Here is a 19,832-nt window from a genome sequence, read left to right as displayed (position 1 = left end):
CTCGCACCAGGTGTCGCATCCGCAGCGGATCCAGCCCGGCAGCCACGTCTGTCGACGCACCTCATGACCGCCTCAGAAGGGGAACGCCTTGCGCACCACAGGACCACGCCCATCCCGCCGCACCGCACTCGCTCTCGGCGCCGGTGCGGCACTCTCCACCGCGCTGCCCCTCGGCGGAACGGCACACGCCTTACCCGCCGGGGACGGCATCACCTCGCCGCTGAGGGAGCTCGAGCAGCAGCACTCTGCCCGCCTTGGCGTATTCGCCCGCAACATGCGCACAGGCAGGACGGTGGCGTACCGCGCGGACGAACGCTTCCCGATGTGCTCACTGTTCAAGACGATCGCCGCCGCGGCCGTGCTGCGCGACCTCGACCACGACGGCGAGTTCCTGGCCAAGCGCATCCGGTACACCGCAGAGTACGTCGCGAAGTCGGGCTACTCCCCCCGCACCGGCAAAGCCGAGAACCTAGAAAGCGGTATGACCGTCGCCCAACTGTGCGACGCAGCCATCTGCTACAGCGACAACACCGCGGGAAACCTGCTGCTCCGCGAGCTGGGGGGACCGACCGCCATCACCCGCTTCTGCCGCTCGATCGGGGACGGCAGGACCCAGCTCGATCGATGGGAGCCGGAACTCAACTCGGCAGAACCATGGCGCGTGACCGACACGACCACCCCCCGGGCCATCGGCCGGACCTACGCGCGCCTCACGCTCGGTGACGCGCTCACACCCCAGGACCGGGAACGGCTCACCGGCTGGCTGCTCGCCAACACGACCAGCGGCGACAGATTCCGCGCCGGCCTGCCCGCCGACTGGATTCTCGCCGACAAGACCGGTGGCGGGAGGTACGGGGGCAACAACGACGCGGGCATCACCTGGCCGCCGGATGGCGCACCGATCGTCATGGCCGTCCTGACGACCCAGCGCGAGGAAGACGCGGCTGCCGACCACCCGCTGGTGGCCAACACCGCCGCATTGCTGGCCGCGGAACTCATCTAGGGTCGGTTCGCGAGTGCTGGTCGCAGCCAGTCGTTGAGCGCTGCGGCCGGCGCGGGCCACCTCACGATGGCGGTGCTGGAGTCGGCGACCTACCGGGCACGACCGGAGCCGGCAGCCTGATGGACACACCCGAAACGGTGACCGACGCGGAGCTCGCCGAGACCGGGAACGGTCGATGCGGCTGATGAAGGCGGTCGACGAGGCCTTCGGCGACGGGGAAGGGGCAGAGCGGGAGCGTCGTGCCCTCGCTCTCACCGACGGCCCCGCGGTTGGCCGTCGGCCTCATTCTTCGGCTCGACCGGACATCGCGGGTTCCGCGACGGCGTCGGGCCGGTGGCGGGCTCGGGCCCGGTCGCGGAACCAGACGTACGTCCCCACCAGCACGGCCACCCCCACCCCGTACAGCGGCAGCCACAGGGTCGTCGTGGCCGCGAGGCACTCGGCAACGGCCTTGCGGGCCTGTTCCTCCTGCACGAACGCCAGGGCAGTGGCATCACTGCCGGCCAGGCTTCCCAGTGAGGCCTCCGTCTGGATGGCCTGGTACCTGCCCAGCAGCTCGCAGTCGCTGCGCGTCCCCGGCATCGGGAACAGCCAGGCCCGGCGCTGCAGCAGGGGGGCGATCGCGATCGCCACGCACAGGCCGATGACCAGCGCGTACGCGACCAAGCCGCGCAGGTACGCCGAGCGGATGCGCGGCGTCCACCGAGCCCGTCGCTGGAAGGCGAGCATCACCGAGAGGAGCGTCACCCCGATGAACGTGGCGAACCACTGCCACGAGCCCTGGGCGAGCGCGAACGTCAGCACCGCGGCGAGTCCGATGCCGATGACACCGGGAGCGGGAATGTCATCGCCTGCTACGGCGGATGCCGGCCTCGGGGTCACTCGGGGGCTGGAATCACTCACGGACCTCTCCTGCAGGGGGGACACCAGCATCCCCTGCGGGGCGCGGCGGCCCCGGGTGCCATGCCGCAGGGGTCGGGGCGTCCCGCCCGGATGGCCCGCGCTGCCTGGCACCGCACCGTGTTGTCGCAGGGCCGAGGATGCCCATTGGTTGGGCCACACGTTCCTGGGACGGGATGGCCGAGCCCCGGCGTCGCTGAGGGGCGCCCCGGCTTCGGGGTGCCCCTCAGCTGTTTCCATCGATTCGATGCCGCGGCGCCGATGAGTTTCGTGGCGCCAGGCTGTCTACCTTCTCGTAAGCTCGAGAAGCCCAGCAGCCACCCCGGAAGGGTGAGGAACATGAAGTACATGATCCAGATGAACGTGCCGGCCGCCGAGTGGGACGCCATCATGTCGTCGTACTCCAAGGACGACATGGAGGCGATGTTCGCCCACATGAATGCCCTCAACAACGACCTCACCGCCGCGGGGGAATGGGTGGACGGGCAGGGTCTCGGCGGCCCTTCGCTGGTCAAGACGGTGCGGGCTGGCAGCGACGGACAACCGCAGGTCACCGACGGGCCGGCCCAGGCGGGACACATCCTGGCCGGGTACTGGGTGGTCGACGTCAAGAGCGAGGACCGGGCCCTGGAGATCGCCGCACGGGCATCGGCGTGCCCCGGCCCGGGCGGGAAGCCCGGCAGCGACCCGGTCGAAGTGCACCCGATCCCCGAGGACCCGACCCAGGCCTGAGCCGAGCAGGCCGCGTCCAGTGGGGGTGTCGTGACACCGGCGACCTCCTCGACGCGGCCTTGGCGCGGCCGAACTGTCGCGGACGCCGGCGGCGGGGTCGTGGGGCGGTGACCGTCAGGGTGATCTTGAACGCGGAGATGCCTTCGCGGCGGCCATCGATGCGGGCCCAGGCGGGTGAGTGGTTCCAGCCCGGGTGCCCGGCGGGCTACGGCGGCGGCATCGAGGGCGTCGACGGGGCGTCGCCCGTGCGGACGATGGTGCCGAAGGCAGCGGGGGCAGAGGCCCTGCCAGAGGCGGGGACGTTCCTGTCGGCCGTCGGCCCGTCCGTGGCCTTCGCTGACGGGTGCGCCTTGGTGAGGGTGCAGACGCCGTCCGCACACTGGCGCTCCAGACGGCCGCGGGAGATTGTCTGCGCCAGGCCGACCATCCAGCAGGTGGGGCAGCCGCGGAAGGCGATCAGGGCCAACGGGGCCGCCAGCAGGGTGGCCGGGCCGGCGACGGGCACCAGGCCGATCGAGCCGATGATCAGCCCGAAGCCGATGGCGCCGCGCGCCAGGTGGCGCGGGACGGACTTGCTGGCGAAGCCCATCTCGGGCGCCGCGGACTGTGCGGTGGCCCGGGCCTTAACACCCTGCGCGGGCTTCACGGTGGTCACTGTGGTCACGGTGGTGAGTCTCCTCCGACGTGTCGGTCTATGGCTTGATCGGGCGCTTGGCCGGTCACTGCCAGCGAATGGCGCAGTGCCGCACGTGCTCTGTGCAGCCGCGATTCATCGCGGTGCTGCTCAGACCGAGCGAATGGGCGACGGTCTTGCCGGGCAGGCCCTGTACGTCCCGCATGATCAGGACCTGCCGCTGGTCACGGGGAAGGGCACCGACCGCAGCCGCGATCCGCTCCACCTCCAGCCTGTGCAGCACCGCGTCCTCGGCGGACGATTCCGCGGACGCCTCCGGTTCAGCCGACGACTCGTCGCTCCGCGAGACGAGCAGCCGTACCTGCCGCAGGCATTCGTTGCGCACGATCCGGTACATCCATGAGGCAAGCGCGCCAGTGGCCCGCAAGGTGCCGATCTTCCGGTAGAGGATGATCAGCGCCTCCTGTGCCGCGTCCTCCGCGTCCTGCGGCGAGGCGCACAGAGATAGGGCGAACTTGCGCACATGAGGCTGTGATTCCATGACGACGGTGGTGAGCGAAGTGACGTCGCCGTCCTGAGCGGCCTTGATCAGCCGCTCGTCGGGCCAGGAGAATCGTTGTTTCATCTGCTCCTCATATCCGGGAGGCGTCCCGCGTGTAGGCACTGGTCAGCTTCGGCTCTTGTAGCGCCGCATCAGGTGCCAGCTGCACGCGCCCACGAGCAGGACTCCGATCACGACGAGGCCAGTGATCATCATTGGTGTTTCCTCCCGGTTCTGCCGGCCCGTTCGGCCGGTACACAGACAAGAGGCGGGGAGATCCGGAAAGGATTCACCTCCGGCCGAAGTCTTCGTCGAACCGTGCATGGCTCCGCTCCCGCAGCCGCGGCAGGTGGCCAGCAGCGCCCGGAAACGACGGCGCGCGGCCCGGTCGGCCCGCCTCCTCGAAGGGGCGCAGGGGCGTGCGGTTCGGGCGCGTCGGCGAACAACCAGGGGAAGGTAGGGCGGGTGTAGTCGTTGCCGAGCCGCGTTCCCTGCACCCCGTATTGCGGGATCAGCGACACGAACGATCGCTCCTCCGCGGTTTCGACCTCCGTCTCCCACCAGGCATCTGATGCCAGTTCGGCGGGAGCGATTTCTCCATCGACGAACCTCGCCGCCAGCCGGCGCAGAGCGTGGCGCCGCGCCAGGCGCGGCGCTCGGAACCCACCCCGCGTGTTCGCCCGAACCCGAAGCCCGAACCCGAAGCCCGAAGCCCGAACCCCGAACCCACGGACACGACGGTCCGTCCTCCGGTTCCCGGCGCTGGATGGGCGTCGTCGCGTTACTCGCGGACCTGAGCGTTCACTGTGGGATGCGCGTCAGCGCTGTCCGTGCCCAGGCCCGCGAGCAGGCGCAGTCCGTCCTCGGCGGGGCTGCCGGGGGCCGCGGACAGCACCAGCAGCTCCATGCCCGATGCGTCCGGTAGCGCGAAGTTCTCCTGGTGCAGTTCCAGCAGTCCGACGAGCGGGTGCCGGTACGCCTTGAGTCCATGGGTGCGGGCGCGTACGTCCGCGCGGGCCCAAAGGCGGCGGAAGCGCTCGCTGCCCATGGCCAGTTCGCCGATGAGCGAGGCCAGGCGTGGGTCGTCGGGGTATTGGCCGGCGGCCAGACGCAAGTGCCCGACGACGTCGAGGGTGCATTTCTCCCAGTCCGCGTAGAGGCCGCGCTCGGCCTCCTCGAGGAAGATGTGCCGGGCGATGTTCAGGCCCGGCATCGGCCGGCCGAAGAGGAGCCTGCCGAGGTGGTTCCCGGCGAGCACGTCCAGGCGGTGGTCCATGATCAGCGCGGGTGCGTCGGCGACCAGGTCGAGGACGCGCAGCAGCTCCGGCCGGACCCGCCCGCCCGGCGCCTTCGCGGGGCGGCGGCGCTGGCGGGCGAGCCGGTAGAGGTGCTCGCGTTCGGTCCCGTCGAGGCCGAGGACGCGGGCGAGCGCGTCGAGGACCTGCTCGGAGGGCTGGGTCGCGCGGCCCTGCTCCAGGCGTACGTAGTAGTCGACGCTGACTCCGGACAGGTGCGCGACCTCTTCGCGGCGCAGCCCTTCGACGCGGCGGCGGCTGTCGGTGGGGATGCCGACGGCCGCCGGGTCGACCCGGGAACGCCGGGTCCGCAGGAAGCCCGCAAGATCGTTCATGCCCCCCAGTATGGCCTCGGCGGTGCCCCGCGAGGGTGGTCCTGCCGATACCAGGAAGTCCCGTCCGATGGATGCGGCGCCCCTGAACACCGGGCGCCATAGCGCCCAGGATCGAAGGCATCCGATCTGAAGGAGTTCCCGTGAAGACGCTCATCGTCTACGCCCACCCCGAGCCGAAGTCGCTCAACAGCTCGCTGAAGGACCTCGCGGTGTCCACCTTGGAGGGCGCCGGGCACCAGGTGCGGGTGAGCGATCTGTACGCGATGAACTGGAAGGCGGTCGTGGACGCCGCGGACTACGGCCCCGACGCCTCGAGTCCGCTGAAGGTCGCCCTGGACTCGGGCCGGGCCTTCGACGCCGGGACGCTCACCCCGGACGTCCTGGCCGAGCAGGAGAAGCTGCTGTGGGCCGACACGATCATCTTCCAGTTCCCGCTGTGGTGGTACTCGATGCCCGCGATCCTCAAGGGCTGGGTGGACCGGGTGTTCACCTACCGCTTCGCGTACGGCGTCGGCGAGCACAGCGACACCAAATACGGCGAGCGCTTCGGCGAAGGCACCCTCGCGGGCAGGAAGGCCCTGCTGTCGGTGACCGCCGGCGGCCCGGAGTCCCATTACGCCGCTCGCGGGATCAACGGCCCCATCGACGACCTGCTGTTCCCGATCCACCACGGCATCCTCTACTACCCGGGCATCGAGGCACTGCCGCCGTTCGTGCTGTACGGCACCGACCGGATGACCGGCGAGGACTACGGGGACGTAGCCAAGGCCTGGGAACAGCGCCTGCTCACCCTGGAGTCGACCGAGCCGATCGCGTTCAGGCGGCAGAACTTCGGTGACTACGAGATCCCCTCCCTGCACCTGAAGGAGGGACTGGAGCCCGCCGGCCGGACGGGCTTCGGGCTGCACGTGCGCGGCTGACCGCCGGCGACGGACACGACGGGCCGGGGCGCGAAACCGAGGCGCGGCCCCGGCGGCTCGCATGGGGGTTCTCCGGGCCGGGGTCAGGGGGTGTGGTCGGGCCAGGGGACGTCGGTGGCGACCGCGGCGGTGTAGTCGATGCCCGGCACGGAGAATCCGTACAGGCGTTGGACTTCGGCGCGGAACCAGGCGAGGTCGGCGAGGTCGGCGATGGTGTCGGTGGTGGCGGCCTGCCAGCGTTCGGCGACGGCCGCTTGGACGTCGTCGGTGAGTTCCCAGTCGTCCAGGCGGATTCGGTCTTCGTCGTCCAATGTGGGCGGAGCGGTGCCGGTGAGCTGGTCCCACAGGGCGGCGAGCTGGTGTACCGGCGGGACCAGGTCCTCCCCGAGGACGCCGCGCAGCAGGCCGGTGTACAGGGCGATGCCGGGGATGGCGGTGGAGGACTGCGTGACGGCAGCGCCGTTGACGGAGGTCACGGCCCGCCCGCCCACGGTTTTGTCGAGCCGCTCGTTCAGGGTGCGGGCGGTGGCCTCCAAGTGCGCCTTGGCCGCACCGATGGTGCCCTGCCGGTAGATCGCCGCTGTCAGCGGCGAGCCGATGTACGACAGCGCGGCGGTCGCGAAGCCGTCGGCGAGCAGCCCCCGACCGGCGAGGTGGTCGATCCAGCGTTCCCAGTCCGCGCCGCCCATCACGGCCACGGTCTGCTCGACATCATCGCCCTCGGCCGGCCCGGTCTCGACCTCGCGGACCTCGGGAACGCCTTGGTCGTCGAAAAGGAGGGTCTTGGTGCGGTTCGCCTGGCCGATCGGCTTGAGGACGGAGGCGTACGTGGTGCCGGTTCCGGGGTCGGTGCGCCGGGGCGCGGCCACCGAGTAGACCAGGTAGTCCAGCCTGCCGCCGAAGCGCTGCTCGATGAGGTCGGCGACCTGGTTCTTCATCGTGTCGGAGAACGCGTCGCCGTTGAGGAAGACCAGATCCCGCCCGGCGGTGCGGGCGATGTCGGCGGTGGCGGCGGTGCGGTACCAGCCGGCCGTAGCGGTACGCCGCTCGGTGGGGGCCTTCTCGAAGGAGATCATGATGCCGCGGATGCCTGCGCGCTTGAGCCCCGCGAGAGTGGCCGCCAGGCCGTATCCGGCCGAGGATCCGATGATCAGAGCCACCGGCCCGGCACCCTCCGGCATGCCGGAGGGTGCCGGGCATGCCTGCCACATGTCGGCCACCAGCTGCTCGCAGCCCGCCGGGTGGGAGTCGAGGAAGAGGAAGCCCCGGTTGCGGGGGGTGAGAACACGCTCGCTCACGATTGCAGTCCTTGGTTCGGCTGGGACGAAGACGCGGCGACCAGCCGGGCCACCACGTCCTGCAAGTCTGCGACAGCACGGACATGGGCAGTGGCCCCTCCAGGGACAATGATCAAGAGCCGATCTTGGAGTGTTTCCACCACTTCCGGCGAAGCAACTCGCGCACGGACCGCAGCATTTCGCCCACACCGTCCCCTTCCTCGTCCCCTTCCCCTTCCCCTGATCCGCCACCGGGCGGGCTGATGGCGAAGTCGAGACGCGGCCTGCCCGGGGGAGTCGTCCGGCGGTCAATGTCGTGCCCGACGGACCATCCGGCTCCGCGGCGAGTCCGCCCTGCGCAGCCGGGAGCGTGCCCTCCACGACTCCGTTACGGCCCAGCGGTTGTGGCGGCTGACGGAACAGCTCGCCAACACGGGGTATCGGATGCCCACCGGACCGGGGTTTTTTGTGAGTGAGCAGGCCCTGACCAGGTTATTTCCAGGGGCTTGCCCTCGGGGTTGTGTATTCTGATCATTTCCGCTGCCGTCGTCGCAGCCACCATTTCTCTCGTTCCGGGTGTGGCGCATGCCGCCGACCCGGCCGCGACGGACGTGTCCGCGAAGGACGTGTCCGCCAAGGTCGATGCCGCGAAGGAAGCGGCGGCCAAGGCCAACACCTTCCAGAGCTCCGCGGAGCGTTCCGTACGCAAGTCCGTTGCCCTTTCGCCGGCCGAGCGGAGCAAGGCGGCCCAGCTGAACAAGGCGGCGGGGCTGGGCAAGGCGGCCGCTGCCGCGGACGCGGCTCCGCTCGCGAAGGAGAATCCGGGCCTCGACCTCTCGCTGGGCGCAAGGGGTACCAGCGCGCGCGGCATCGAGCTGACGTCCCACGTCTCCACCGGTGTCGCCTCCGCGATCCGGATCGAGATCAACTGGGGTGACGGCAGCGAGGTCGAGACCGAGTACACCGTCGAGAGCAAGACGCTGTCCTCGAAGCACACCTATGCCGAGGTCGGCGCGCACCCGATCACGGTCACGGTGACCGACCTGAACAACGAGGTGAGCGTCACCAACAGCATGGGCGTCACCTCGGCCGGTTCGGAGTTCGTCCCGCACGACCCGACCAGGCTGCTGGACACCCGCGACGGCACCGGCGCGGCGAGCGCCCAGGCCGTCGCCCCGTACGGCACGACCCGGGTGAAGGTCGGAGGCAACAGCGGCATTCCGGCCGACGTGACCGCCGTGGCTCTCAACGTCACCGTCACCAACGCCGCCGCCGACGGGCACATCACGGCCTACGCGTCGGGCACGGAGCAGCCCAAGGCGTCGAACGTCAACTTCGTCGCGGGTCAGACCGTCCCGAACCTGACGATCGTGCCGGTCGGCGCGGACGGATACGTCGAGCTGGCCAACCGCAGCTGGGGCAACGTGGACCTGATCGCGGACGTGACGGGGTACTTCACCCGTTCCGCCGCCAACGGCTACACCTCGCTGGACCCGGCCCGCCTCGTGGACAGCCGGAACGGGTGGGGCGATCAGTGGGGCGGGCTCCCCGGCGGGAGCACGTCCGGCCTCCGGGTCGCCGGCCAGGCCGGTGTCCCGGCCACGGGCGTCACGGCCGTGGCGCTCAACGTCACCGTCACCAACCCCAAGGCCGCCGGCCACCTGACCGTCTTCCCGGGCGGACAGCAGGCTCCGTCCACGTCGAACGTGAACTTCACCGCCGGCCAGACGGTGGCCAACTCGGTGATCGTGCCGGTCGGCCAGGACGGCTGGCTCAGCTTCCGCAACGGCTCCTGGAACACGGCCGACGTGATCGTGGACGTCGTCGGCTACTACAGCGCCGACAGCAAGGCGTCCTACCTGCCCGTGACGCCGACGCGGCTGCACGACTCGCGGGACTGGTCCTGGCCGCTCGCCGCACAGGACTACCGCTACCTGTGGCTGTCCTACGACAGGCCCGCGGTCACGGCTTACGTCCTCAACACGACGGTCACCAACACGCAGGGCGAAGGCCACCTCTCCGTGGCCCCGGACCCGAACACGCGCGACCAGTACCTCGCGCTCGCCCAGGTCCGGCCGACCCCGCCGAACTCCTCGAACCTGAACTGGACGAAGGGCACGACCGTCCCGAACCTGGTCCAGGCGAGCACCGGCAAGAACGGTGTCATCGACTGGTGGAACCGCAGCTGGCAGCCCACCGACCTGGTGATCGACATGTTCGGCCTGTACGAAAACCGCTGATCCAGCGGCAGGTAAGGCACCGGGCCGGCTCTCCCCCAGTGGGAGGGCCGGCCCTCGGTCTTGAGTAAGGGCTGAGCGTCGCGACGGCCTGGAGGAGCCCCTTTCGGTGCCGAGTGGGGGCGAGGACTCGCCTCGAGCTCCCGGAAGCCGCCGGCCACACTCCGCACCGCCGCCCGCCCTACCGATGTCGCGTCCGTCTCATGCCAGTCGGCGCTCCTTGCCGAGGTGGAAGAACGCGAAGCCGGTGATGGCGCAGGCCGCCGCGCCGGCGATGGTCGCGCGCTCGACGTGGGTGAGATGGTCGGCAAGCCGGCCTTGGGCAACCAGGACGCAGGGGTAGGTGGCGGCGAAGGGAAGGAGGAAGGCGTCCAGGCCCATGGTGAACGCGCAGCCGAGGTGGAAGGCGAGGCCGGCCGCCAGGACGAAAAGGGTGACCTCTTGGGGTGCCAGTAGCGCCAGGGGCAAGTTGACTCCCACGCGACGACGGACCAGGAGAGGAGGAAGGCTGCGGGCCTATGGCGATCGAGGAACCGGGCTACCGCTGGGGAACCGAAGTACTCGGTGGCGATGATGCCGCGCAGTCCCGAGGCGTTCCACCACGTGATCGACTGGGTCTTGGACAGTCCTGAGGTCAGGTAGGCCAATGCGGTCTGGGAGGCGAGGAATCCGGCTGCCGCGAGCTGGACGAGCGGCGCGTCACTGAGATTGCGCAGGGCACAGGTGGCGATGACGAGGCGGAGGATTTCGTCGGCCCCGTCGAGGCCGGGGGAGATCAGCGGCCGGATCAGTAGCTCGATGACGAACAGCGCGGCGAAGATCCACAGCTGTCGCGGGCTGATGAGACCCGACACCGCGAGGATGAACTGGCAGGAGGCCAGGACCCGGAGCACAAGCTCACCGGGCAGACCGAGCATCCGGGCGCTCCACTGGTCTTGGGCGCCGAGTTGGGTGATACGCCGGTCGAGAACGCGCCCGGGCCCCGTCGGCGGCGCGGCCGGAGCCGTCGTGTCCACCAGCGGCGACCTGATCACCTTCATCCGCGCCCTGCTCGCGGGCCAACTCCTGCCCCCGGCACAGCTCGCGCAGAGGATGACCGACCTGAACCCCACCGGGGCTGGAACCCCCGGCCCCCAACTCCCCGGCGTCCCCTGCGACCCGGTCCGGTCCTGGCCCGAGTGCATCGTCAATCCGGCCATCATTACGGCCAGTTCAGGCGACAAGGCCACGCCCGGCTACTGGTACGCGAGCCGCCCCTGGAAGGCCGTTCAGGCCGACTACGGACTTGGTCTCACCCGCCGCGCGATCACCTGTGCGAACGGCTCCACCGTCGTCCTGTACGGGCACAACGGCGGGGGATTCGGCTCGCTGAGCTACCTCTACTCCACGGCGGACGGCAGCCACGCCATCGTGCTCAACATGAACGGCGACTGGCCGCTCTGGGAGATGTACAGCCCTGAACGGCATGTTGGCGGCCGAATTCTGCACCACCTGACAGCCGCCCGTCAGTCGTCCGGCAGCTGTGGGCCGACGCCCCGGCCCGCGGCAGCACCCGGACACCGGCGCCCTACGCCGCGTTCTCGACCAGCACGTTTACGCCGGGCCGCGGTGGGCGGGTGGGTGTTCGGGGCAGGTGGATCAGCTCGTCCAGGTTTTGAGCCGAGTGGCGACTTCCCGCACCGGGAGCCCGTCCCGGGCCGCGCGGGCCAGGGGGAGAACGGTGTCCAGGCCGGCGCTCACCGGGAGGCCGCACGCCGACAGGTAGGCCGCGGTCACCGTGGCCGCGAACAGCAGGTTCCTCACCTCCAGGCTCGGGTTCCTCGCCAGCTCGCACAGCAGCGCCGCCGCTTTGTGATGCGGCTCGGGGTACACCTCGCGGTCCAGGACCTCCGCACGGTGGCGTGCCTCCCCTGCCACTGGCACCCCGTAGTCGACGACCTGGGGGTCCCCAGGGATCTGCTGGGCCACGGCCAAGAAGGTCGCCCTTGAGGTTCACGCTGCGTCCCTCGGCGCGGTCTCTGCCGGCCCCGCCGGGAGGCCGGGGTACCGGTCCTCACCGAACTCAGCCTCGAACCGGTCGGCGTACGAGGCCAGGAACGCGGCGGCGCCGGCCATGAAGGCGGCGCGTGACTCGTTCACGTCCTGCTCGATCAGATCGGCCACGTACCCCTGCAGGCTCAAGCCGCGGCGCCTGGCCCGGTCCTCGGCGGCGGCCTTGATGTCATCGTCCAGCCGGATGTTCGTCTGCTTCCCCATACCCACCACCATAGCTAGCTGCTGATACCAGCCGCTAGCAGACGGAAGAGCCGGCCGCATCGCCGCTCCAACGGACCACGCGCACCCGACGGCTCACAGGTGCCGGCCGTACGGGCGTGGCGAGGGTCGGCAGCGCCCCCCCGACGGCCAGGCTGCGCGCCCCCCGATGCCGATTCCAGCCGCGATGATGCAGACCGGTGGTGAGAGCGGGCTCGACCTCGTGGCCGGCGCGGTGGAGCACCTGCTTGACCAGGGCTGCCCGCGCGGGGGCTGGGGCAGTCGGAATTCCCTGCTCTGTCAGCCGGCGTGGAGGATCCGAAAGTGATCGGGGTCCGCCGGGTCCCGATCGACGACCTGGATCGGTGTCCAAGCCCATTGCCAAACGCTGATGCCCGGCGTGCGGGAGAACTGGATCGGCCCGCGGGTGCCCTCGACCGCCACGCGCGGCCATGACCCGGCGATGGCCGCGCGGTCCGTGCCGTGGGAACGCAGCACCTCGGCGAGGACGGCGACGGTGTCCCAGCCTTCGAAGGCGACGAAGGAGGGCGCTTCGCCCAGCCGTTCGCGGAGCTCCTTCCCGACGCGTTCGCCGAGCGGACCGAGGAGCTCGGGCAGGTAGCGCAGGAACGGGATCCCGGCTCCGTCCGCGCCCAGCGTCTCGGCCCATTCGGCGAACTCCGGTTGTCCGGCCGGAGCGCCGATCAGGATCTCCGTGAGCCGCCGGTCCCCCCGGACGGCCTTGACGATCGGCACCGCCGGTTCCGGCTGGCCGACCAGCAGGAGGAGCGCCGTCACGCCGTGGTCGACGAGCGCGTCGCACAGGGCCTCGGGGGTGAGCGCGTTCGTGTCGAGTTCGACGACGCTGCCGCCGCGGGGAGTGAGGTAGTCCCGCAGGACGCGGGTCCCGGAGGCCCAGTAGACGCTCGGCTGGGTCGCCACGGCGATCCGGCGCCGGCCCGCGCCGAGGAGGAAGTCCGCGTAGATCCGCCAGCCCTGGGACTGGGCCGGGGCCAGGCGCGCGACCCACTGCGTCGGCTCCTCGGTGAGCGCGTCGAGCACCGCGGACGAGCAGAGGAACGGGACGCCGAGGGCGTCGGCCCGGGCAGCGGCGGCGCGGGCGACGACGCTGTGGTACTCGCCCGCCACGGCGGCCACGCCCAAGCGGGCCAGTTCGTCCACGGCCGCCGCGGCCCGCTCCGGATCGGCCGCGGTGTCCCGGACCAACAGCTCCAGTGGTCTGCCATCGATCCCGCCGGCGTCGTTGACCTCACGAACGGCCAGGTCGAGTCCTGCGAGCAGGTGTCGGCCCGCCTCGACCCAGCCGGGCCGCGTCAGCGGGACGAGAGCGCCCAGGCGGACGGAGGACCCGTCTGTGTGCTCTGCTCCGGACGGCGATGGTGGCGTGTTCATGGGGTGGCGTCTCTCCTGGGGCGATGCGGTCGCGCGCCGCCCGGATCGCGTGCCGGCCGGGGCCGGCGGTTCGCGTTCACCGCGTCTCGCCGCGGCGGGTGCGCCCGGGTGATCATGCCGGTCATTGGATCCATCACCATCGCCAATGGGCAACCGATTTTTTGTTCGCTGAGCTGTCAGGCGTCAACGTCATCGGCATCCACGACGGCGCCTGCGGACTGAGTCGCTCACCTGAGGATTCACCGGACGTGGGGAACCGTGCGCCACCTCCTGGACCGTGATCCTGGACGCGGTGCGGTGCGGTGCGGTGCGGTGCGGTGCGGTGCGGTGCGGTGCGGTGCGGTGCGGTGCGGTGCGGCGCGGTGCGGCTCGGACCGGTGGACGACGCGACCGCTGTCACCGCGCCCCAGCTACGAGGAGTCGTCGAAAGACTCATCGCCACGGGGCAGCGGCAGGACGGGGGACCCGGACATCGTGATCTTCAGCGATGCCGGCTACGACGTCACCCGTCTCGCCTGGGCTCTGCGAGACCCACCCGTCGAGCTGGTCGGGCGGGTCCGTTCCGACCGCGTCACGCGCCCGCCGAAGCCGCCGAGGATGCACGGCATCAACGGGCGTCCGCCCCCCAACGGCACCCGGCCTTGAAACCGGTCAGTGGACGACGGTGAAGCTGCGCCACGGCAGGCTGCCGGGGGCGGTCACGTTCGATGTGGAGGTCGGGACGTAGATTCCGTCAGCCTTGTCGGCCTTCTGGCACCCCGGCGTCCGGTACAGGACGACGTCGACCAGGGTGTTGTTCTCCACGTGGGCCGCGCCGTGCGCGAGGCCGACCTTGTGGCAGCCCTGCACGGGGGTGTTCGAATACGTGACCTCGATCGGGGAGTCGTGGGCGCGGAAGCTGAGTGTGCCCACGGTGGTCTTGCCGGCCGAGCAGGCCGTGGCCGTGAGCAGCAGCAGTGCTGCCCCGGTGATGACGCCGATATGCCGGAGGTGGGACATGGTTTCGGTCCTCGTCTGTCCAGTGATGGCTGCCCTTGACCGCAGCCTGGCGTGCCGCGCGCCGGAAGGCATCCGCTGCGCACCCGGCGGGATGACGGCCGAAAGAGAAAGATTTCCCCCGGGGCGCGGGGCTTGCCCCTGCGGGCCTGTACGACGCCGGAGCACCGGTTCACGGCGATGCAGGTCTGGCGCAGGTGCTGGCCGGTGAATTCGCCGGCCTCGTGGCGACACCGACGGCTGCGGCACAGGCGGATCAGGAGCCAGGGGTTGGGGGCCTCCCTGTGGCCCGGTCACGCGGAGGGCGGCCTTCTCGTCGAGGTCCTCCCGGGCGACGACGTGTTTGCCGTCGTAGGCCTTGGGTTTCTTGGAGGCATGGGCCCACCCTTGGAAGCCGGCGGCCGCGACGCACCCTGGACGGTGAATCCGGGGTGCGTTAGCTTCCGACGCCATGAGACTAATGGGAGTTGGCATGTGCGCGGCGGCTCTGCTGCTGGGGGTGGTGGCCTCCCCGGCGCAGGCCGCAGGTGAGTTACGGGACCTGCGGGGCGCGGGTTGGGCGCTGAAGGAGACCGGCAAGGACGCCCGCTTCCGGGGGCTGGCGGCGGTCAGCCGGTCCACGGCCTGGGTGGCCGGCTCGAAGGGGACCGTGCTGCGCACCTCGGACGGAGGGCGGAGCTGGCGGGACGTCTCGCCGCCGGGGGCCGTCGCGGAGGGGCTGGAGCTGAGGGACATCGAGGCCTTCGACGGGCGGCGCGCCGTGGCCCTGTCCATCGGGGAGGGCGAGGCCTCCCGGGTGCTGCGCACCGAGGACGGCGGCGCTACGTGGACCGAGGCCTTCCGAAACCCCGACCCGCGGGCCTTCTACGACTGCCTCACCTTCTTCGACGCCCGGCACGGGCTCGCGATGAGCGACCCGGTGGACGGGAAGTTCCGCATCCTGTCCACGGACGACGGCGGGCGGAGCTGGCGGGTGCTGCCGAGTGCCGGGATGCCGGACGCGCTGCCGGGTGAGGCGGGCTTCGCGGCGAGCGGCCAGTGCCTGGTGGCCGCCGGGCCGCGCGACGTCTGGCTGGCCACCGGCGGGGGCGCGGTCGCGCGGGTGCTGCACTCGGCGGACCGCGGCCTGAGCTGGCAGGTCGCCGACTCCACTGTCCCGGCGGGCGACCCGGCTCGCGGGGTCTTCGCCCTCGCCTTCCGGGACCGAACGAGGGGCCTCGCGGTCGGCGGTGACTACCGCACCGGGCAGGCCTCCCCGCAAGCCGCGGCGGTGTCCTCGGACGCGGGGCGTACCTGGCGCCAGGCGTCGACCCCGCCGCCGGCCTACCGCTCGGGCGCGGCCTGGTTCCCGTACGGCGCCGGCACGGCCCTGGCGGTGGGCCCGACGGGCACGGACGTGACCCGGGATGGTGGCCGCACCTGGCGGGCGCTGGATCCGGGGTCGTTCGACACGGTCGCCTGCACGGCGGATGGTGGCTGCTGGGCGGCGGGGGAGAAGGGGCGGGTGGCGCGTCTGGAAGGGGTGCGCGGGGGCTGATCAGGGTCGCGGATGGTGCGCCCGGTGGGCAGTAGGCCGTGCAGGGCCCGGCGCGGGGTGCACGGGGAGACCGTGTAGTCCTGCCCGCCGGGCGGGCGAGGGCCTCGGAGGTCGGCCTCTTGTCCGCTTTCGCCGTGCGCAACCAGCCCCGCAGCACGAGCAGTTCCACCGGGTCGGCCCTCGGGCGGGCGCGCGCGGTGCCGTGGGGTGTGCGGTTCACGTGCGACTGCCGGCGGAGCGGGCTGAGCAGGCGCAGGGCACGGCCGGGGAGGAGCAGGAGGCCGGCCGCCGCAGCGAGCGTGGTCAGGACGGCGGGGACCGGCCGCACCGGCTCCCCGCTGAGGTCCCCAGCGGGGAGCGCGCGTTGAAGAACGCGCCAACCGGATCCACGACGGCCCCGTCCGCGCCCGGCAGCACGTACGGCCGGGCGGCATGCTCCCGCACGCCCTGCTCGCAATCCGCCTGTACGAGCAGCACGGCCACCCCGCTTCGCCCGCCCACGGCTGATCGCGGGGCGGCTCCCGCCCGCTGTCAGGCCTCGGTGACCGGGTGCCGGCCGCTGCGGCGCCGGCGGATGCTCACCGAGGCCGCGGCGGCGAGGAGGAGGCCGAGCAGGACGGGGCCGGTGAAGACGTCCCAGCTCCAGACGGCCATGCCGAGGACGGCGAAGGGCAGGGCTGCGAGGAGGACGGCGGGCGCCGTACACAGTCGCGCGAACGCCTGCCGCCCGGCCAGGGCCAGTCCGGCTGCTGCCGGTACGGCGAACCGGAGTCCGCCGACCGTGTCGGGCAGGGGGCCCAGCGTGAGCACGGCGGTCAGGAGCGTCGTCCACAGCGCGACGGCGCCCAGCCCGGTCGCCGTACGGACGCGCGGCTGCGGGCGCAGGTCTGCCGGGCAAAGCAGGGCCACAAGTGCGAAGAGGAGCAGGGGCGTTCTGAAGAAGGCCGTGACCTCGAGGCCACCGCCCAACCGGAACAGGTCGACCACGGCCGTCGCCATGAAGCCCGTCAGCACGGTCCAGGTGCCCGCGGCCCAGCGGCCGCTCAGGGCGATCGCGGCGCCCAGCACCATGACGAAGTGGGTCGCTGCCAGCAAGGCGTAGGGGACGGCGAGCTGCTCGGGCATCGCGGGTGATTGGGCGGCCGGGACCATCAGTCCCATCCACCAGACCGCGCTCGCGCCGACCGCGACAGCGGCGAACGGGGCCAGCACCGCCATGAGTTGCCCGGCGCGCCGTGCCGAGCTGAGCCCGAGGCGCATGCGCAGCGCGTGCCCCGTGACATCCAGGGCCTCCCGTACCCGGGCCGCCCGGCCCGCGTCGTGGGTGGCCTCGCGGTAGGCCTCGGCGATCTCGTCGCCGAACTCCCGGCGGAAGGCGGCCGGGTAGAGCTTCAGCAGCGCGGTCACGCCGTCACCGTCCCGTCGGAGAAGCCGAGCACGCCGGGCACGCCGGGCACGCCGGGCACGGCCGTCGCGCCGAGCCCCAGACGCCGGGTGGCCTCCTGGGCGGTGCGGGCGATACGGGCCGCCTCGGCGGCCAGCACCTCGCGCCCGTGCGGCGCCAGCGCGTAGCTGCGCCGCCTGCGGCCGTCGACCACCTGTTCCTCGTGGACGGCGATGAGTTGCTGTTCGAGGAGCCGCTCCAGGGCTCCGTACAGCGTTCCGGTACGCAACTTCATGCGGCCTTCCGAGATCTTCTCGACCTCTTGCGCGATCGCGTATCCGTGCCGTGGGGCGTCGGCGATCGCGGTGAGGATGAGGAGAGTCGGCTCGCGCAGAGCTTGATCGTTCACGAGTGAACCATAGCTCGGTCACCGGCATATGTCGATGGCCGACCTATGTGCCCTGAAGCCGGTTGGTGCCAAGCCGCTTGCTCCCGCTCTGCTCGGCCGGGGACGTCGCCCCGGCGCCGCTGGTGCGTTCCGAGGCGGACCGGGCGGGCGGTACCGCCAGGCCGGCCCGGGCCGGCGCTCCCCGCTCGCTGCCCTGGCCTCGATCGTCCCCCGGCCGGGACGCGGTGCGCCGCCCACCCGTGACGGGCCGTCCCGGCGCCCTCCAGAGGCATCGAATATGCCCCGATTAATGCCATATCTCCCCAAGGTGACGGGGAGTGACTCCCGTCACTTCTGGTGACGGATGGGGCATGGCTTGCATGAACCGGGGCAAGCGGGCACGAGCAACACCACCGCGGGTAAGCCGTGGTGCCGGAATCGGAGGTACAGCGAGTCGTGTCCGAGCAGACGACCATCCACATCGCCGGAACCTGGCGTTCCGCGGTATCAGGAGCCACCCGAGAGGTCCTCGACCCGGCGGACGCCACGGTCCTCGCCGTCGTCGCCGAGGGCGGCATCGCGGACACCGACGCGGCCGTCAGCGCCGCCCGCGCGGCCTTCGACGGTGGGGAGTGGCCCCAGACCCCCGTCCTGGAGCGGGCCGCACTGCTGCGCCGCACCGCCGACCTGCTCCAGCGCGACCGCGAACGCCTCGGGCTGCTGGAGAGCAGCGACGCGGGCAAGACCATGGAAGAGGGCCGCGTGGACGTGGACTGCGTCGCAGACGCCTTCCGCTACTTCGCCGACCTCGTCGCCGGTGAGAGCGCGGGCCGCGTGGTCGACGCCGGCACCCCCGACGTCCACAGCGTCGTCGTCCACGAGCCCGTCGGGGTCTGCGCCCTGATCACCCCGTGGAACTACCCGCTCCTCCAGGCCTCCTGGAAGATCGCCCCTGCCCTCGCCGCGGGCAACACCTTCGTGCTCAAGCCCAGTGAGATCACCCCGCTGTCCACGGTGGCCCTCATCGGCCTGCTGGCGGAGGCCGGACTGCCGGCCGGCGTCGCGAACCTGGTCACCGGCCCCGGAGACCCCGTCGGCGCGCGCCTCGCCGCCCACCCCGATGTCGACCTCGTCTCCTTCACCGGCGGTCTCACCAGCGGTACGAAGGTGATGCGCGCGGCCGCCGACTCCGTCAAGAAGGTCGCCCTCGAACTCGGCGGCAAGAACCCCAACGTCGTCTTCGCCGACGCCTGCGCCACCGAGGAAGGCTTCGACACCGCCGTCGACCAGGCCCTCAACGCCGCCTTCATGCACAGCGGCCAGGTCTGCTCGGCCGGCTCCCGGCTCATCGTCGAGGAAAGCGTCGCCGAGCGCTTCGTCGCCGAACTCGCCCGCCGGGCCGACCGGATCCGCCTAGGCCGCGGCACCGACCCGGCCGTGGAGTGCGGACCGCTGGTGTCCGCCGCCCAGCGCGAACGAACCGAGGAGTACGTGGCCTCCGCCCTCACCGAGGGAGCCGTGCTCCGCTCCGGGGGCGAGCGGCCCGACGGGCCCGGCTACTTCTACCGGCCGACCGTGCTCGACCGCTGCCACCGCGGGATGCGCGTCGTACGGGAGGAGGTCTTCGGGCCGGTCCTGACCGTCGAGACCTTCCGTACCGAGGCCGAGGCCGTCGCGCTCGCCAACGACACCGAATACGGCCTCGCCGGCGCGGTGTGGACCTCCGACCCGGGTCGCGGCCGCCGCGTGGCGGGCCGGCTGCGCCACGGCACCGTCTGGATCAACGACTTCCACCCGTACCTCCCGCAGGCGGAGTGGGGCGGTTTCGGCAAGTCCGGCATCGGGCGCGAGCTCGGCCCGTCGGGCCTGGCCGAGTACCGCGAGACCAAGCACGTGTACCAGAACCTCGCCCCGCGCCCTGTGCGCTGGTTCGCGGGCTGAAGGAGGAGAGAAGAGCCATGACCACCCCCACGCACACCCCCGCGCC

General features: G+C 71.5%; 17 protein-coding genes and 2 pseudogenes. 7 read left to right on the top strand and 12 right to left on the bottom strand.

Annotation, left to right across the window (positions count from 1 at the left end):
* Nucleotides 1–88 precede the first annotated feature (88 nt).
* Complete coding sequence (gene bla / locus J7F03_RS22085; RefSeq protein ID WP_214952037.1) at nucleotides 89–1,003, top strand: class A beta-lactamase; 915 nt, start codon at nucleotides 89–91, stop codon at nucleotides 1,001–1,003.
* Nucleotides 1,004–1,285: 282 nt separating this feature from the next.
* Here the strand turns inward: bla and J7F03_RS22080 are convergent, their stop codons facing one another.
* Nucleotides 1,286–1,906 carry a hypothetical protein gene (locus J7F03_RS22080; protein ID WP_251072293.1) on the bottom strand — a complete coding sequence of 207 codons (621 nt, stop codon included), beginning with the start codon at nucleotides 1,904–1,906 and terminating at the stop codon, nucleotides 1,286–1,288.
* A 336-nt stretch (nucleotides 1,907–2,242) separates the two neighbouring features.
* Between J7F03_RS22080 and J7F03_RS22075 the strand changes: the two genes are divergently transcribed.
* The gene (locus tag J7F03_RS22075) at nucleotides 2,243–2,635 is read left to right on the top strand and encodes a YciI family protein (protein WP_251072292.1); all 393 of its coding nucleotides are present in this window, start codon (nucleotides 2,243–2,245) and stop codon (nucleotides 2,633–2,635) included.
* Nucleotides 2,636–2,840: 205 nt separating this feature from the next.
* Here the strand turns inward: J7F03_RS22075 and J7F03_RS42705 are convergent, their stop codons facing one another.
* The 3 genes and pseudogenes from J7F03_RS42705 to J7F03_RS22060 form a co-directional block, all read right to left on the bottom strand.
* Nucleotides 2,841–3,299 (bottom strand): hypothetical protein, encoded by a 459-nt coding sequence (locus J7F03_RS42705; RefSeq protein WP_374104379.1) that lies wholly within the window; start codon nucleotides 3,297–3,299, stop codon nucleotides 2,841–2,843.
* Nucleotides 3,296–3,894, bottom strand: a pseudogene (locus J7F03_RS22065) (RNA polymerase sigma factor). Before J7F03_RS22065 ends, J7F03_RS42705 begins: the two are co-directional and overlap by 4 nt.
* Nucleotides 3,895–4,591: 697 nt before the next feature.
* The gene (locus J7F03_RS22060) at nucleotides 4,592–5,440 is read right to left on the bottom strand and encodes a helix-turn-helix transcriptional regulator (RefSeq protein ID WP_214952036.1); all 849 of its coding nucleotides are present in this window, start codon (nucleotides 5,438–5,440) and stop codon (nucleotides 4,592–4,594) included.
* A gap of 140 nt (nucleotides 5,441–5,580) precedes the next feature.
* On the opposite strand from J7F03_RS22060, the gene J7F03_RS22055 reads away from it, so the two are divergent.
* Nucleotides 5,581–6,360: an NAD(P)H-dependent oxidoreductase gene (locus tag J7F03_RS22055; protein ID WP_214952034.1), complete on the top strand. Its 780-nt coding sequence runs from the start codon at nucleotides 5,581–5,583 to the stop codon at nucleotides 6,358–6,360.
* A gap of 83 nt (nucleotides 6,361–6,443) precedes the next feature.
* On the opposite strand, the gene fabV is transcribed toward J7F03_RS22055, so the two are convergent.
* Nucleotides 6,444–7,658: an enoyl-[acyl-carrier-protein] reductase FabV gene (fabV, locus tag J7F03_RS22050; protein ID WP_214952032.1), complete on the bottom strand. Its 1,215-nt coding sequence runs from the start codon at nucleotides 7,656–7,658 to the stop codon at nucleotides 6,444–6,446.
* 557 nt (nucleotides 7,659–8,215) lie between these two features.
* Here fabV and J7F03_RS22045 point away from each other — a divergent pair.
* Nucleotides 8,216–9,877, top strand: coding sequence for a hypothetical protein (locus tag J7F03_RS22045; protein ID WP_214952030.1), 1,662 nt, complete (start codon nucleotides 8,216–8,218; stop codon nucleotides 9,875–9,877).
* Nucleotides 9,878–10,075: 198 nt separating this feature from the next.
* Here J7F03_RS22045 and J7F03_RS22040 read toward each other — a convergent pair whose 3' ends face one another.
* The 4 genes from J7F03_RS22040 to J7F03_RS22025 form a co-directional block, all read right to left on the bottom strand.
* Nucleotides 10,076–10,342 (bottom strand): hypothetical protein, encoded by a 267-nt coding sequence (locus J7F03_RS22040; RefSeq protein WP_214952028.1) that lies wholly within the window; start codon nucleotides 10,340–10,342, stop codon nucleotides 10,076–10,078.
* A gap of 1,170 nt (nucleotides 10,343–11,512) precedes the next feature.
* Entirely contained in the window at nucleotides 11,513–11,842 is a 330-nt protein-coding gene (locus tag J7F03_RS22035; RefSeq protein WP_308379886.1) for a hypothetical protein, read from the bottom strand.
* A 24-nt stretch (nucleotides 11,843–11,866) separates the two neighbouring features.
* Entirely contained in the window at nucleotides 11,867–12,130 is a 264-nt protein-coding gene (locus tag J7F03_RS22030; RefSeq protein WP_251072291.1) for a hypothetical protein, read from the bottom strand.
* Between the two features lie 297 nt (nucleotides 12,131–12,427).
* Nucleotides 12,428–13,540 carry an ABC transporter substrate-binding protein gene (locus J7F03_RS22025; protein WP_214952025.1) on the bottom strand — a complete coding sequence of 371 codons (1,113 nt, stop codon included), beginning with the start codon at nucleotides 13,538–13,540 and terminating at the stop codon, nucleotides 12,428–12,430.
* Nucleotides 13,541–13,902: 362 nt separating this feature from the next.
* Between J7F03_RS22025 and J7F03_RS22020 the strand changes: the two are divergent.
* Nucleotides 13,903–14,173, top strand: a pseudogene (locus J7F03_RS22020) (transposase); the annotation flags it as partial.
* A gap of 18 nt (nucleotides 14,174–14,191) precedes the next feature.
* Here J7F03_RS22020 and J7F03_RS22015 read toward each other — a convergent pair.
* Nucleotides 14,192–14,539, bottom strand: coding sequence for a hypothetical protein (locus tag J7F03_RS22015; protein WP_214952023.1), 348 nt, complete (start codon nucleotides 14,537–14,539; stop codon nucleotides 14,192–14,194).
* Between the two features lie 469 nt (nucleotides 14,540–15,008).
* Here J7F03_RS22015 and J7F03_RS22010 point away from each other — a divergent pair, with 469 nt between their 5' ends.
* Complete coding sequence (locus tag J7F03_RS22010) at nucleotides 15,009–16,073, top strand: oxidoreductase (RefSeq protein WP_251072290.1); 1,065 nt, start codon at nucleotides 15,009–15,011, stop codon at nucleotides 16,071–16,073.
* A gap of 531 nt (nucleotides 16,074–16,604) precedes the next feature.
* On the opposite strand, the gene J7F03_RS22005 is transcribed toward J7F03_RS22010, so the two are convergent.
* Entirely contained in the window at nucleotides 16,605–17,480 is an 876-nt protein-coding gene (locus J7F03_RS22005; RefSeq protein WP_214952019.1) for a hypothetical protein, read from the bottom strand.
* Nucleotides 17,477–17,866: a PadR family transcriptional regulator gene (locus tag J7F03_RS22000; protein WP_214952017.1), complete on the bottom strand. Its 390-nt coding sequence runs from the start codon at nucleotides 17,864–17,866 to the stop codon at nucleotides 17,477–17,479. Before J7F03_RS22000 ends, J7F03_RS22005 begins: the two co-directional genes overlap by 4 nt.
* Before the next feature lie 435 nt (nucleotides 17,867–18,301).
* On the opposite strand from J7F03_RS22000, the gene J7F03_RS21995 reads away from it, so the two are divergent.
* The gene (locus J7F03_RS21995; protein ID WP_214952015.1) at nucleotides 18,302–19,786 is read left to right on the top strand and encodes an aldehyde dehydrogenase family protein; all 1,485 of its coding nucleotides are present in this window, start codon (nucleotides 18,302–18,304) and stop codon (nucleotides 19,784–19,786) included.
* The last annotated feature ends 46 nt before the right edge of the window (nucleotides 19,787–19,832 follow it).

The organism is Streptomyces sp. ISL-43, from assembly GCF_018614195.1.
Taxonomy (GTDB): domain Bacteria; phylum Actinomycetota; class Actinomycetes; order Streptomycetales; family Streptomycetaceae; genus Streptomyces.
Note: the sequence above shows the minus strand (reverse complement) of the source record. Positions and strands in the feature narration are given on the sequence as shown.